Source organism: Prochlorococcus sp. G4PB16 (genome assembly GCF_059772465.1).
In genome coordinates this window covers 737705-751741 of sequence record NZ_CM186289.1, presented here as the reverse complement: position 1 = coordinate 751741, position 14037 = coordinate 737705, and the positions used below count along the sequence as shown (strand labels likewise).

Sequence of the window (14037 nt, the reverse complement as noted above, 5' to 3'; positions counted from 1 at the left end):
TAAATCATTTGATTAGATTTTCTATATTGATATTTCTTTCGAAGGCATCAGTTAATAAATCTAATAACTTCTCTCTTTTATCATGATTCTTCTCTTCATTGGTGTGTAGTTTATTTAATCCTTTTTTCTGTCTTATTTTATTAATCCATTGCCTCCGCCATTCATCATTTTCAAAAATACCATGTAAATAAGTTCCTCCAATAAAGCTTTTATCTTTATTCTCAATTACCCATCCTAAAGAACTATTTTTGAATAAGGAAATAATATTGGAATTTTTATTATTTATCAAATCGCTTTTTCCGTAATGCATCTCAAATCCCTTTATATTCTGTGAATCTGGCCATGAAACGAATTCTTCTCTTTGTGAGGTGTTCTTTATTTCTCCAAAGGTTGTTTTGATTGGGAGAAGGTTCATTCCGGTGTTTGAAAATGTATTATTCAGATCATGAATACTTTCCTGGTTATATGGGTCATATAATGATTTTCCTAGCATTTGTAATCCGCCACATATGCCAAAAATACTTCCTCCTTTTTTGGCATAATCTTTTATTTGATTACTCAAACCAGAGTTATTCAGACTCTCTAAATCTTTAATTGTTTGTTTGGTTCCAGGAATTATTAATACATCTGGTTTGCCTAGTTCTTGTCCAGGTTCTATCCATCGCATTTGAATACTTGAATCGTTAATGAATGGATCGAGATCAGAAAAATTGCTAATTCTAGGCAATTTTATTATTGCTATTTCTATCTCTGCACTTTGGTTTATTTGTTTCCTTTCAAATAGATCAAGAGAATCTTCAGGTGGGAAAATCTCTTTTAGCCAAGGTAAAATTCCTAAAACGGGGATGCCTGTTTCTTTCTCTATCCATGTAACTCCTGATTCAAATAAGGCTTTATCGCCTCTGAACCTATTAATAATAATTCCTTTTATTAATTTTTTTTCGTCTGGTTGCATTAATGCAATTGTTCCAATGATTTGTGCAAAAACGCCTCCTCTTTCAATATCTGCTACTAAAATACAATTTGCATTTAAATATTTTGCTAATTTCAAATTTGTAAGATCTTTATGTTGCAAATTTACTTCAACGGGACTTCCAGCTCCCTCAATAATGAGTCTCCCTTCTTTTTTGTTATTTAATAGGATTGCTAGGCCTTTTTTAATAGCTTGCCAGCCTGAATCGTACCAATCATCGTAATAATTTATCGCTTTACTAGTGCCGACACTTTTTCCAAGATGAATTACTTCACTTGTAGAATCCCCTTTTGGCTTCAGAAGCACTGGATTCATTTCGGCACTTGGCTCTAAGCCTGCAGACCAAGATTGGAGTGCTTGAGAATATGCCATTTCTCCCCCCTGAGTATCAACCCATGCGTTATTGCTCATGTTTTGACCCTTAAATGGTATTGGCTGTTCGCCTTTCCTTTTTAAACTTCGGCAAATGGCTGTAGCTATAAGCGTTTTCCCCGCACCACTAGAGGTTCCTAAAACCATTAAAGGTGTACGTTTTCGTTCTATATTCATCTTGGAGATAATAGGTATTTTAGACATTTAACTATTTTTTTTATTAGCGATGTTTTTTTAGTAATTAGATCTGAGTAGCTTTCTAGGACTTGTCTTCCAATGGGTGTAATACGAACTTTTGAAGTCAGGCCTTGGCCGTCGACTTCTCTTCTGAGAACACCTATCCTTATCAATTTTAGAAATTCATTTTCTATAAATAAAGAACTATTGATAAACATAAATTCTTGATTCAAATATTTTGATTTATTCTCGAAAACATTTTGAGCACTTAAGCTCCCTTCTTGAAGACTTTTAAAAAGAAAGGTGTTAAAGGGACAATTCCTTATCCCTTTCTTGGCTCTTCTAATGATTTTTTGATCAATCAACAACATTTAATTAAATGGATTTATTTTTAAATAGAAGATCAATAATGATCCAAAGTATTAAAAAATTTAGTTTTCTATGTTTCTGCTTGCCTCTGCTTCTAAAGCACGTCAAAAATTACTTGATCAAATATCTTTGAAACACAAAGTTATTGTAAGTGATTTTGATGAAACGCAGCTTGAGGAATTAAATCCAATCTTAAAGGTCAAATTATTGGCTAAGGGTAAAGCTGATAGTGCATTAAAAAAGTTGGTAAAAGAAGATAAGGGTTTAAATGTTTTTCAAGCTTTATTAGCTTGTGATTCTTTGTTTGAGTTCGAGGGGGAGATTTTTGAGAAGCCAATTAATAAAGACCAATTGATATCCAGATGGCAAAGGATGTCTGGAAAATCAGGATTGTTGCATACTGGACATTATTTGATTTCATTAGATAATTTGAAATCAGATATGGAAACTATCTCACGACATAAATGTTGTGAAGGGGTTGTGAGCACAAAAATTGAATTTATGTCTTTATCAAATATTGAGATTATAAAATATGCTTCAATTCCAGAACCATACAATTGTGCAGGTGGATTTGCTATTGAAGGTTATGGAGGACTTTTTATAAAAAAAATAGACGGATGTTTTAGTAATGTTGTTGGACTAAGCCTGCCATGGTTGAAAAATAATTTAGAAAAATTTGGTTTATCTAGATTACTTTTAGATAGAAAAGATTAGAAGGAAATATATTTTTAACCAAAAAAAAAGTCCTCTATAAAGAGGACTTTCTTTATTTATTGAGGGATTTAATCTAGATCAGGCATTGAAAGAGCAGGCTCTTGTGAACGACTGATACCTTTTTCAAATCCAGCTGCAGCAGCTCTAGCACGACCAGCATGCCAAAGATGACCCACAAAAGTAAACCATCCAAGGAAGAACTGAGCACCTGCGAGCCATTGACGCAAATTAACAAAGTTAACTGCATTAGGCTCAGTAATGATTCCACCAACTGAGTTGATAGATGCGTTAGGAGCATGTGTCATATATTCAGCAGCACGGCGAACTTGCCAAGGCTGAATATCATTTTGAATCTTCTCAAGGCTTAGTCCGTTTGGTCCTCTAAGTGGCTCGAGCCATGGTCCTCGGAAATCCCAAAAACGCATTGTCTCTCCACCAAAGATAATTTCACCAGTAGGAGAACGCATTAGGTATTTTCCTAAACCAGTTGGACCCATTGTTGAACCTACATTTGCACCAATTCTTTGGTCACGAACAAGGAATGTAAAACTTTGGGCTTGAGAGGCTTCAGCGTTTGTTGGACCGTAGAACTCAGATGGATAAGCAGTGTTATTGAACCAGATAAAACATGAAGCAACAAAACTTGCAACACAAATTCCACCCAATGCATAACTTAGAAGTCCTTCACCATTCCAGATAAAGGCTCTTCTAGCCCAACCGTAAGGCTGAGTGAAAATATGGAAGAGACCACCAATTATTTCAATCACACCAAGGTAAACATGTCCACCGACAATATCTTCCATTGAGTTAACACCAACCATCCAACCACCACCACCCCAAGGGGTTGATAGTAGATATCCGAAAATAATTCTTGGATCAAGTGTTGGGTTGATCAACCTAACTTCTCCTCCACCAGGAGCCCAAGTGTCGTAAGCACCTCCTATGTACATCCAATTGATGGACCATAAAAGAGCTCCAACGCCTAGAACAACCAAATGAAAACCAAGAATGTTGGTCATTTGATTTTTATCTCTCCAGTCAGTTGAGAAGAATGGGAAGTCTTCTTCTAGCTTTTCTGGACCAGCAAGAGAGTGAAAAACACCTCCAAAGCCTAAAATTCCAGATGCAACTAGGTGAATAACACCCGCAATGAAGAAGGGCCAAACATCAGTGACTTCTCCACCTGGACCAATTCCATATCCAAACATGGCCACGTGAGGCATACAAATCAAGCCTTGTTCCCACATGGGCTTATCCATGGTGAAATGACTTACTTCGAAAAGCATCATCGCGCCAGCCCAGAACACAATTAGTCCTGCGTGAGCAATGTGAGCACCCAAGAGTCTTCCAGAAAGGTTGATTAGCCTTGCATTACCTACATACCAGGCGTAACCAGTCTCTTCAAGACTTTGATTAGGAGCGTTGAGTAAACTATTAAAGGGCGTTTCCACGTGGGAGTACCTCCTCAGGGAATACAAAGTTTTCGTGTGGCTGGTCTACAGAAGACATCCAGGCACGCATACCTTCATTAAGAAGGATATTTTTAGTGTAGAAAGTTTCGAACTCAGGATCTTCAGCAGCTCTGATTTCTTGGCTAACGAAATCGTAAGCACGAAGGTTAAGAGCTAATCCAACGATTCCTATTGATGCAGCCCACATACCTGTTACTGGTACGAAGAGCATCAAGAAGTGAAGGAAACGCTTATTTGAGAAAGCAATACCGAAAATCTGACTCCAGAAACGGTTTGCAGTAATAAATGAGTAAGTTTCTTCTTCTTGAACGGGATCGAAACCTCTAAAAGTAGAACTCTGAGCTTTTCCATCAGAGTACTGACTTGAATCTTCGTAAAGAGTGTTCTGAACTGTTGCACCGTGAATAGCACAAAGAAGAGCACCACCAAGAATTCCAGCTACTCCCATCATGTGAAATGGATTAAGAGTGATGTTGTGAAATCCTTGTATGAAGAGGATGAAACGAAATATTGCTGCAACTCCAAAAGAAGGAGCGAAAAACCAACTATGCTGTCCTAATGGATAAATAAGGAAGCAAGCAGTGAATACTGCAATAACTGCTGAGAAAGCAAGTGCGTTATATGGACGGATACCAACTAGTCTTGCAATTTCGAATTGACGAAGCATAAAGCCAATAAGGCTAAATGCACCGTGTAGAGCAACGAAATTCCATAGGCCACCAAGCTGGAACCAGCGTGTTAAATCGCCCTGAGCTTCTGGTCCCCAAAGGAATAGAAGACTGTGACCCATGGCATCGCCAGGAGTACTAACAGCGGCTGTGAGGAAATTACATCCCTCAAGGTAAGAACTGGCTACACCATGGGTGTACCAGGAGGAAACGAAGGTTGTACCTGTAAACCATCCACCAATAGCTAGGAAAGCTGTAGGGAAGAGAAGTAGTCCAGACCAACCAACAAATACGAATCGGTCGCGCTTTAACCAGTCATCGAGGGCGTCAAACCAACCTCGTTCTGTTGCGCTTCCAACAGCGATCGTCATGGGAGGAGCGTTGCTGAGCTTTTGTATACGTCGAGGACTTTAACAACGATGACGGGGTTTGTGGGTGAATCTTTAACTTGATGAAATCCCTTGTATTGAAATGAGATAAAATTGATGTTTTTTATTTCTACTTATTAATTGTCAAAAACTTAGTCTCTATAATGTTTTGAAAGGGATGTCCTTCCCTATTTCATGAGCTTATGTCAACTGAATCAAAGTTAAGCCAATCAGAAAAAGAGTTATCTGATTTGGTTCTAGAACAGAAAATTAAAGGTTCGCGTAAGGTTTCGAACTATTTGGTTGCATCGATGCTCAGTATTGGTGGTGTCGGATTTTTGTTGGCTTCATTGTCTAGTTATTTTGGAAGAGATTTTTTACCATTAGGAAACCCCTCTACTCTGATTTTTGTTCCTCAAGGCTTGGTTATGGGTTTATATGGCGTTGTGGCTTTCTTGTTAGCTCTTTACTTCTGGAGACTTATAAGTATTGATTATGGTTCTGGTGTTAATAGATTTGATAAAAACAAAGGTGTCTTGTCTTTATCTAGAAGAGGTTTACTAAAAAATATAGAGATAGAAATTCCCATTGATGAGATTAAAGCTGTGAAGTTAGAAGTTAGAGAAGGATTTAACCCATTAAGAAGGGTATCTTTGAGAATCAAAGGTAGGAAGGATTTGCCAATATCTAGAGTTGGAGCTCCTAAGCCATTATTGGATTTAGAGAATGAAGGTGCTGAAATTGCTAGATTTTTAGAGGTTAACCTTGAAGGAATTTAAAAAGAAGAATAATAAGATTACAAAAATTTTTAAAAATATAACTTTCTCTAATAGATTTTTTCTACCACTTTATATCTATTTATTTGTTAATTTAATTTCTCTCTCTGGATGCTCAAGAATAAAGAAAAACGAAGAGATAAATATATGCTCTTCCACAAGTCGTGCCTGTTTACCATCGAAAGAATATGTCTTATTGATTACCAATAAAGGTAAGATAAAGATAGAGCTTTATGGAAAATTAGCCCCATTGACTGTTGGAAACTTTATATATTTTGTTGAGAAAGGTGCATATGATAAGACAATTTTCAACAGAGTTATTAATACACCTTACCCTTATATAATTAGAGGGGGAGCAAATAGTTTAATAAAAAATAAAAATAATTTTATAGATAATAAAAAAGAAAAAATAAGATCTATTCCTTTAGAAATAAAACTAAAAACAAATAATTTGCCAACATATGGAAAAAAAATTGATTTGATTAGTCAAATAAATAATATTGAACTTAAGCATAAAAGATCATATTTATCTATGGCAAGATCTAAACCAGTTAATTCAGCAAGTTTGCAGTTTTATATTTTACTAAAGTCTTTACCAGAACTTGATGGAAGGTTTGCTGTCTTTGGAAAAGTTATTAGTGGTATGGATGTAGTTGATAAAATTGAGGAAGAAGATTTTATAATTAAAGCGAAAAGAATCGATTCTTGAAGGAAAAATATTATTTTTTAGATTTCAACATTTCTGTGTTTACTCCTGAGGCTCTCTTAAGGGCAACTTTTCCAGTCCTAGCAATTTCTAAAATTCCATAAGGTTTCAATAAGTTTTCTAGAGCAACAAGTTTACCTGGATCGCCAACAACTTCAAGTGTGAGAGCATTATCAGAAACATCTACAACTTTTGCTCTGAAAACTTGAACAAGATCTAAAATTTTTCCTCTGTTTTCTGATGATGCCGAGACTTTTAAGAGCATTAACTCTCTTTCTACAGCGGGTAAAGTTGTTAAATCGAGAACATCTAAAACATTTATTAATTTATTTAGTTGTTTTGTCATTTGTTGCAGTGTTGAGTCGTCCCCTTGAACGACCATTGTTAATCTTGATATTCCTTTGGATTCTGCAGGGCCAACAGCCAAACTATCAATATTAAAGCCTCTTCGTGCAAAAAGTCCTGCAATCCTGCTTAGTGCTCCGGACTCATCTTCAACTAAAACTGAAAGTGTGTGCTTCATATTTTTTACTTAGAAGTTTTTAAGTTCTTCAGCCATTTCAGAACAATTTGATTGAAATGCATCGGTAACTCATCGTGGATACAATGACCTGCTTCATTAATTACTCTTAATTTAAGCCAAGGATGGAGCTTTATTAGTTTTTTTGCTAAAAATATAGGTATCAATTTATCTTGCTCTCCCCAAATTAATAAAATTGGTGGACGATTTGGCAGATTTTTAATCTTTTCAATAATAAATGGACCTTTTGAAGCGTTTGATCTATTGCTCATTCCAATACACATGGATCTAAGAGCTTTGAAGGCATTGACTCTCCTTGCGGGTACTGTAACTATTCTTTTTAATAACTTGTCATTTGAGATTGATCGAAAATAAGCGCTTTGGAGAGCGAAAGTAATTAATTTTGTCTTTGATATTAAATTTACTAAGCTCTTAAGTGGAAATAAATGGAAAAAAAGTTTTATCAAAAAACTTTTAACTTTTATAAGCCAACTTGGAAATGAAAGTTTAATTGGATTTATTAAAACTGGCTCTGGTAGTGGAGCAGCAATTATTGTTTTTATTAATTCTGGTCTTTGCAAGAGGGTAGTTATTGCTGTTAAAGCACCTAAAGAATTCCCAATTAAGATAACTTTTCCATTTTTTTTTATGTCTACAATATCATCAAGAAAAGCAGCTAATTGATTTGCCCAAAATTGGTTATCTAAATTCTTTATTTTGCCTTTGAAATTTTGCTCCGATTTTCCAAAACCTATTAAATCTATTCCATAAATCCTAAAACCTGCTGATGCAAAAACTTCTGCATTGTTTCTCCAGTGATCACTGCTAGCTCCAAATCCATGAATTAGAACAATGGGAGGATTTGATTCCTCTCCAGTCACTCTAAAGTGAACTTTAAGATCTTTGTAGTTCCAATTTTTAGACTCGCCCCAATCAGGGGATCCAATGAAAGAGTCTTTAGTAAAAATATTTGGCTGCATTTAGTTCTAAAACTTTAACTTTGTATCGGAACCGTTTTGAGTTCATTTTAAGTTTATTTTAAAAATTTACTCATGCGTTTCGATTGTTATCTGAATGTCAGGGCTTTAGGTTTTAATGGTAAATGAGTTAAATTATCTGAATGGCATCAGAAATTTTTGGAATCGCTGCAGTCTTTTGGGTTTTAATTCCCGTTGGGCTTTTAGGAGGAGTCCTACTTTTGAAATTTCAAGGTGATTAATTTCCACAATCCATAGTTTGCCCATTTAGGCTCCATTCTTGTAATGAATTCAACTATGCAAGTTCTGGTGATTGGTGGCACAGGAACTCTTGGTCGCCAAATAGCCAAAAACGCCATAGATGCAGGGCATAAAGTGCGTTGCATGGTTAGAAAGCCAAAATCGGCTTCATTCCTTCAGGAGTGGGGTTGTGAGTTAACTCGTGGCAATTTGCTAAATAAAGAAGATATTGAGTATGCGCTTGACGGGGTTGACGCTGTAATTGATGCAGCTACGAGCCGACCTGATGATCCTCGAAGCGTTTACGAAATAGATTGGGATGGAAAATTAAATCTATACAATGCTTGTGAAGAAAAAAATGTAAAAAGGGTAGTATTTTTATCTTTATTAGGTGCAGAAAAGTATAGAAAAATTCCTTTAATGGATATTAAATATTGCACTGAAGAATTACTTGTAAATTCATCTTTGGATTACACCATCTTGCAAGGTGTTGCTTTTATGCAAGGGGTAATTGGTCAATTTGCTATTCCCATATTGAATAATGAACCAGTTTGGATAAGTGCAACTCCCACTGATATTGCTTATATGAATACCCAGGACATAGCTCGATTTGCCGTAGCAGCGTTAAATAGGCCTCAAACCATAAAAGGAAGATTTCCGATCGTTGGACCTAAAGCTTGGAGTGCTAAAGAATTAGTTGATCTATGTGAAAAGTTTAGTGAAAAAAGAGCAAGAGTACTAAAAGTTTCTCCAACAATAATTTCCGTTGCCCAATCAGTTGTATCGTTTTTCGAACCAACGTTAAATGTAGCCGAGAGGCTTTCTTTCTCTGAATTGAGCGGTAGTGGAGGCAAATTGGATGCACCCATGGACGATACTTATGATGCTTTTGGCTTGAACCAAGCTGATTCAACGACAATGGAGGGTTATATAAAAGAGTATTACGGGGTCATATTGAAAAGGCTTAAAGATATTGGTGTTGATCTTGATATGGAAGAGAAAAAGAAATTCCCAATCTGAACTATTGCAAAAATATAGTTCGGTTGTACTATTGAAGAAAATTCCCTGCTGATGTCAATTAGTCAAATTAAAAACCTTAATAGAAGACTCGAGAATCTATCTAAAGAAGCTTCTTCAGAACTAGATAAGTTGTGTGGTAATGAATTATGGAAAAGTATTGGATTTGAAGCTTTTGATGGTTTGGCCGATGCTGGTTTGAGAGCTTCCGCGAATTATTATTATGGACAATTTCAAACTGCTCGAGAGTTGCAAGACATTTTTAGTTAAATATACATTTATTGGTTAATTAAAGACGTTTTAGAATACAATCATTTTAGTTAATTAGTGATGCAAAAAAAAACACATGATTGAAACATCCGGCGTGATTGAAAAAGAGCAAGGAAATGGATTTTATCTTGTAACTCTTGAACAGCCTGCTGGTCATCAATGCTTGTGTAGGGCTGCAGGGAAATTGACAAAATTTAGAATAAAATTGCTCGCAGGAGATAAAGTTCTTGTTGAAATAAGTCCCTATGATTTAACAAGAGGTCGTATTACATATAGAGAAAGAAACGTAGGTCCTGGAGGAGGAAGACAAGGTGGCAATAGACCAGGAGGGCCAAGGAAAAGATAATTCGCTAATCCACTAGTTCATCTAATGCGGATTTATATTCACTTCTTGCTTTAACACCTTTCCATTGTTTTTTTAATTCCTTATTTTTGAAAAGATGCACCGTGGGAGTTCCGCTTACTTCCGCTTGTATGGCAATATCTTGGTCATTTTCAATATCAATCTCAACACCAATCGCTTTCCCCTTCGATTCGTTAAGAACTCTGTAAAGTTGGGGCTTGAGTATGTGGCAAGGTCCGCAATTACTAGATGTATATATTACAAAAAGAGGTTTTCGGGTCTCATGGTACAACTTTCTAAGGGCATAACTTCCTTTTTGCCAAGTTTTTTCGGGATCGAAATTTTCCTCGTTACTAACTTCTAAAGTATTTTTTGTCTCAGTCTTTGATGGCTCTAATTCATCTCGTTTGATGAGAGTTGCTAGTTTATTATCTGATAGCCATCTTTCGGCGGCTAGGGCTGCCTTGCAACCACTGCCTGCAGCGGTAACACCTTGACGCCATTCCGAATCAGCAACATCTCCGGCGGCGTAAACACCTTCCAAAGAAGTTTCTGGTCTCCCAGGTTCTGTTAGTAAGTAACCTTTTGAATCTGTACTTAACTGATTTTTGAACAGAGACGTATTGGGAGTATGTCCAATTGCATAGAAAAGGCCTTTTGCTGAAATTTCATCTTCCTGATTTGTATTTTTTCGTTTAACTTTTAATTTCTCCAGCCAGTCATCACCTAAAACATCTAAAAGCTCAGTCTCCCAGTGAATAGTAATATTGGAGTTTGCTTCTACTCGATCTGCCATTGCCGCAGAGGCCTTTAACTTTTTTGATCTGACTAATAAATGTACATGGCTGCCGTATTTAGTTAGATATTCAGCTTCTTCACATGCTGAGTCCCCTCCTCCAACTACTGCTAATTCTTCGTTTCTAAATTGGGGAGTTGCCCCATCGCAAATTGCACAGGCACTAATACCTTTGCTCCAGAATGACTTCTCGTTTTTAAGACCCAGACGATTGGCGCTTGCTCCAGTGGAGATGATTAACGAGTTTGATTTAATATTTTGAGTGGAAGTGACAATAGAAAAGGGTCTTTTGCTTAAATCAATTGATATGGCATCTTCTTCAATTAATTTTGTCCCCCATCTAACAGCTTGAGCTTTGATTAAATCCATTAATTCTGGTCCTTGAACTCCATTAGGAAAACCTGGGAAATTCTCTACAAATGTTGTCGTCATTAATTGACCGCCAGGGATTCCACCTTTTTCAAAACCAGTAATAAGCAAAGGCTGAAGATTCGCTCTTGCCGCATAAATAGCAGCGGTAAATCCAGCGGGTCCTGATCCTACAATTACTAAATTTTCAGTTTTTAATTCTTTTTTCTCGGCTGGCATGCCATACCAAATCAAACTGACTTACACGATATAAGAAAAAATCTTTAAAGTGAATCTAAAGCATAAAAAGGATTAGTTTTAAATCTCAAATTTATTGAAAATCAAAGCTCTAAAAGTTCATCAGCGTCAAAATTTTCTTTTTGAAAATTAGGAACTTGTAAGGTTGAGGCTTTTACGCCCTCAGGATAAGTATTGACACATGTAATCCATTCACAGAATTCCTGATTGATAGCATAACTATCTTCATATCTTTCCACGCTATCAAGTAAAGCTATTCTGCTTGCTGCCCAACAGCTTGCGATACTTATTCTTTTGTTGAAAGAAGCATTCATAATTAATCTCCAACGACCACACCTTGACATGCCATTGGTAGATTAACTTGTGTTTTTTGGCACAAATTTGCGTTTTGTCTGGAAAAAGAAATTATCGCTTAAGATTTAAGATTTGCTTAATATTTGGAATTACGAGTGTAATTTTTGGGTAAAGGATATATTGATAGGTAGTTTATATGATTCTTTAAATATTTAATGGCTAATAAGTTAAACTGCTTCTGTATGATTGATTAATAGTTTTTCAACATCATTTATACCCTCAATTGCAGCATTTTTAGCTAATTCAAGATCACCATTAGCTTCTTCTTCCAAGGCTTTTGCAATCTTATTCGTTAATTCTTCTTTTTTTCCTTCAATCATTACAATTATTTCATTCTCTATTACTTTTCTAACAGCTTTAGATGGTAATTTATTATCTTTAGCCTCTGCAAATGTGCCTTGCACAAGTTCTTGAATAAATAGTCGATGTACCTCGCTGCTTCTTAAAAAACTTTCAGTCGCGTTGATGATACCTTCAACCAAAGCTTCGTCTGGTTCAGATTCTTTGTTTGCCAGTTTGAATTCCCAATCGAGATGTTTCCTCTGCCAACCAGAAGAATGAAGGCTTGGCATCACTGTTTGAGAAAAAGTGTCAACAGACATTTCGTAAATCCGTTCAGCTAATCGCTCACACCACTCTTTCCCATGACTTTGCAGATTTTTTTGCATGGCTGTTCTCGGAACAGCATGCCCACCGTGATGGCTATGACAAACACCATCAGGACATTCGATCGCGGTGAGGCTCATTTTTCTTGATCGATAACATTTTCTCATTTCCTTCATAGCCAAGGAAAACTATTAGGAAAACCTTTCTTAACTAAAAATGGTGGTTTTCAAACCTTTCCTCTCCTAATCTGAAGAAGGATAATTATTTTTACTTTGGTTAGTTTCTTAATTCCCTGCGAATCAGCTTTAGGGGAAACACGCGTTTCTGCTACTCCAGAGACGGTTAAAAAGTTTTTGGATTTGGGCTGTAAAGTTTTTTTTGAAAAAGGTGCAGGAGAGGCCGCTGGCTTTCTAGATAATTATTATGTGAAGGCTGGGGCTGAATTAGTTGAAAAGGAAAATAATGATGTAAAAAAATTAGTTGATATCGTTCTCTGCGTTCAACCCCCTGAAGAAAAATTCCTTTCATATTTGAAATGTGGCTCATTCCTTGTCGGCTTGTTGGATCCTTATGGGAATAAAAAATTAGCCGAAACATTAAAATCCCAGAAAATTTCTGCAATATCTTTGGAGTTGCTTCCGAGAATTAGCAGAGCTCAATCATCAGATGCTTTATCTTCCCAAGCAAATATAGCTGGATATAAATCTGTACTTTTAGCTGCTAGTGCTCTTGATCGATATTTTCCAATGTTAATGACTGCTGCTGGTACTATTCAGCCTTCAAAAGTTGTTGTTTTGGGTGCAGGGGTGGCCGGCCTTCAAGCTATTGCAACTGCAAAAAGACTAGGTGCTGTGGTTTATGTGAGTGATATTCGAGAGGCAGTGAAGGAGCAAGTTGAATCACTAGGAGCAAGATTTATTGAGCTTCCAAAGACTGATGAAACTCCATCAGAGTCGGGTGGATATGCAAAACAAGTTTCTGATGAATTTCTGATTGCACAAAGAAAAGAATTGGCAATTCAATTATCTGAAGCTGACGTGGCAATTTGCACTGCTCAGGTTCCTGGTAAAAAAGCTCCCAAACTTATTGATGAAAATATGTTGGATGATATGCGTCCTGGTTCGGTAGTGGTTGATCTTGCTGTTCTTAGTGGTGGTAATTGTGCATGTTCAAAACCAGGACAAACTATTGTTAGAAAAGGGGTGAAGATTGTGGGTGCTTCTAATCTCCCTTGCTCAATACCAAATCATGCAAGTTCTTTATATTCGAGAAATTTATTGTCTCTTCTTCAACCAATGTTTAAAGAGGGTAAGTTTTTAATTGATAACGATGATGAGCTTATTGCTGGTTCTTTGATTAGTAAGGATGGAGTAATACTCAAATCAGAGATTATAGAAAATGGAGGAACTAGGTCATGAGTTTTTTTAGTGAAGCTCTTTGGGTGCTTCTCCTTGGAAGCCTTTTGGGATTAGAGCTTATAGGAAAAGTCCCTCCAACTTTGCACACTCCACTAATGAGTGGGGCTAATGCAATTTCAGGCATCACGATGCTTGCGGCTTTAACTTTAATAATAAAATCTGGAGACAATTTACCTTTACTAATAATTGGATCAATATCTCTTGGATTTGCTTTGTTTAATGTGATTGGTGGCTTCCTTGTTACAGACAGGATGCTTGCAATGTTTAGTCGTAACAAAACTCGTAAATAGGATTA

18 protein-coding genes are annotated in these 14037 nt (G+C 36.4%); 9 read left to right on the top strand and 9 right to left on the bottom strand.

Annotated features, from left to right (window positions below; genetic code table 11):
- Positions 1–4: 4 nt before the first annotated feature.
- Positions 5–1522, bottom strand: a complete 1518-nt coding sequence (locus AC6EIZ_RS04595; protein WP_498513186.1) for a cobyric acid synthase — start codon at positions 1520–1522, stop codon at positions 5–7.
- Positions 1519–1893 carry an Npun_F0494 family protein gene (locus AC6EIZ_RS04590; protein WP_498512744.1) on the bottom strand — a complete coding sequence of 125 codons (375 nt, stop codon included), beginning with the start codon at positions 1891–1893 and terminating at the stop codon, positions 1519–1521. The genes AC6EIZ_RS04595 and AC6EIZ_RS04590 overlap by 4 nt, the downstream gene beginning before the upstream one ends.
- Positions 1894–1963: 70 nt before the next feature.
- Here AC6EIZ_RS04590 and AC6EIZ_RS04585 point away from each other — a divergent pair, with 70 nt between their 5' ends.
- A complete protein-coding gene (locus tag AC6EIZ_RS04585; RefSeq protein WP_498512742.1) occupies positions 1964–2605 on the top strand; it encodes a nucleoside triphosphate pyrophosphatase in 642 nt (213 codons plus the stop codon).
- A 68-nt stretch (positions 2606–2673) separates the two neighbouring features.
- Here the strand turns inward: AC6EIZ_RS04585 and psbC are convergent, their stop codons facing one another.
- Positions 2674–4056, bottom strand: coding sequence for a photosystem II reaction center protein CP43 (gene psbC / locus AC6EIZ_RS04580; RefSeq protein WP_011824174.1), 1383 nt, complete (start codon positions 4054–4056; stop codon positions 2674–2676).
- The gene (gene psbD / locus AC6EIZ_RS04575) at positions 4040–5116 is read right to left on the bottom strand and encodes a photosystem II D2 protein (photosystem q(a) protein) (protein WP_036905018.1); all 1077 of its coding nucleotides are present in this window, start codon (positions 5114–5116) and stop codon (positions 4040–4042) included. The genes psbC and psbD overlap by 17 nt, the downstream gene beginning before the upstream one ends.
- Positions 5117–5316: 200 nt before the next feature.
- Between psbD and AC6EIZ_RS04570 the strand changes: the two genes are divergently transcribed.
- On the top strand, positions 5317–5892 hold the full coding sequence (locus AC6EIZ_RS04570; RefSeq protein WP_498512739.1) for a photosystem I assembly protein Ycf4: 576 nt from the start codon (positions 5317–5319) through the stop codon (positions 5890–5892).
- Positions 5879–6598 carry a peptidylprolyl isomerase gene (locus AC6EIZ_RS04565; RefSeq protein ID WP_498512737.1) on the top strand — a complete coding sequence of 240 codons (720 nt, stop codon included), beginning with the start codon at positions 5879–5881 and terminating at the stop codon, positions 6596–6598. Before AC6EIZ_RS04570 ends, AC6EIZ_RS04565 begins: the two co-directional genes overlap by 14 nt.
- 10 nt (positions 6599–6608) lie before the next feature.
- On the opposite strand, the gene ilvN is transcribed toward AC6EIZ_RS04565, so the two are convergent.
- Both ilvN and AC6EIZ_RS04555 read right to left on the bottom strand, forming a co-directional pair.
- Complete coding sequence (gene ilvN / locus AC6EIZ_RS04560; protein WP_498512735.1) at positions 6609–7118, bottom strand: acetolactate synthase small subunit; 510 nt, start codon at positions 7116–7118, stop codon at positions 6609–6611.
- A 5-nt stretch (positions 7119–7123) separates the two neighbouring features.
- Positions 7124–8095 carry an alpha/beta fold hydrolase gene (locus AC6EIZ_RS04555; RefSeq protein WP_498512733.1) on the bottom strand — a complete coding sequence of 324 codons (972 nt, stop codon included), beginning with the start codon at positions 8093–8095 and terminating at the stop codon, positions 7124–7126.
- Positions 8096–8235: 140 nt separating this feature from the next.
- Between AC6EIZ_RS04555 and petM the strand changes: the two genes are divergently transcribed.
- From petM to infA, 4 genes are all read left to right on the top strand, one after another.
- Entirely contained in the window at positions 8236–8334 is a 99-nt protein-coding gene (petM, locus tag AC6EIZ_RS04550) for a cytochrome b6-f complex subunit PetM (protein WP_498512731.1), read from the top strand.
- Between the two features lie 55 nt (positions 8335–8389).
- Positions 8390–9352, top strand: a complete 963-nt coding sequence (locus AC6EIZ_RS04545; RefSeq protein WP_498513184.1) for an NAD(P)H-binding protein — start codon at positions 8390–8392, stop codon at positions 9350–9352.
- Between the two features lie 51 nt (positions 9353–9403).
- On the top strand, positions 9404–9619 hold the full coding sequence (locus tag AC6EIZ_RS04540; RefSeq protein WP_011294848.1) for a DUF8669 family protein: 216 nt from the start codon (positions 9404–9406) through the stop codon (positions 9617–9619).
- Between the two features lie 76 nt (positions 9620–9695).
- Positions 9696–9965: a translation initiation factor IF-1 gene (gene infA / locus AC6EIZ_RS04535; protein ID WP_011294847.1), complete on the top strand. Its 270-nt coding sequence runs from the start codon at positions 9696–9698 to the stop codon at positions 9963–9965.
- A 4-nt stretch (positions 9966–9969) separates the two neighbouring features.
- Here the strand turns inward: infA and trxB are convergent, their stop codons facing one another.
- The 3 genes from trxB to AC6EIZ_RS04520 form a co-directional block, all read right to left on the bottom strand.
- Positions 9970–11346 (bottom strand): thioredoxin-disulfide reductase, encoded by a 1377-nt coding sequence (trxB, locus tag AC6EIZ_RS04530; RefSeq protein WP_498512729.1) that lies wholly within the window; start codon positions 11344–11346, stop codon positions 9970–9972.
- A gap of 101 nt (positions 11347–11447) precedes the next feature.
- On the bottom strand, positions 11448–11678 hold the full coding sequence (locus tag AC6EIZ_RS04525) for a DUF8673 family protein (protein WP_269611312.1): 231 nt from the start codon (positions 11676–11678) through the stop codon (positions 11448–11450).
- Between the two features lie 207 nt (positions 11679–11885).
- Positions 11886–12464: an EF-1 guanine nucleotide exchange domain-containing protein gene (locus tag AC6EIZ_RS04520; RefSeq protein WP_498512726.1), complete on the bottom strand. Its 579-nt coding sequence runs from the start codon at positions 12462–12464 to the stop codon at positions 11886–11888.
- Between the two features lie 132 nt (positions 12465–12596).
- On the opposite strand from AC6EIZ_RS04520, the gene AC6EIZ_RS04515 reads away from it, so the two are divergent.
- Both AC6EIZ_RS04515 and AC6EIZ_RS04510 read left to right on the top strand, forming a co-directional pair.
- Complete coding sequence (locus tag AC6EIZ_RS04515) at positions 12597–13742, top strand: Re/Si-specific NAD(P)(+) transhydrogenase subunit alpha (protein ID WP_498512724.1); 1146 nt, start codon at positions 12597–12599, stop codon at positions 13740–13742.
- Positions 13739–14032: an NAD(P) transhydrogenase subunit alpha part 2 gene (locus AC6EIZ_RS04510; protein ID WP_498512722.1), complete on the top strand. Its 294-nt coding sequence runs from the start codon at positions 13739–13741 to the stop codon at positions 14030–14032. The genes AC6EIZ_RS04515 and AC6EIZ_RS04510 overlap by 4 nt, the downstream gene beginning before the upstream one ends.
- The last annotated feature ends 5 nt before the right edge of the window (positions 14033–14037 follow it).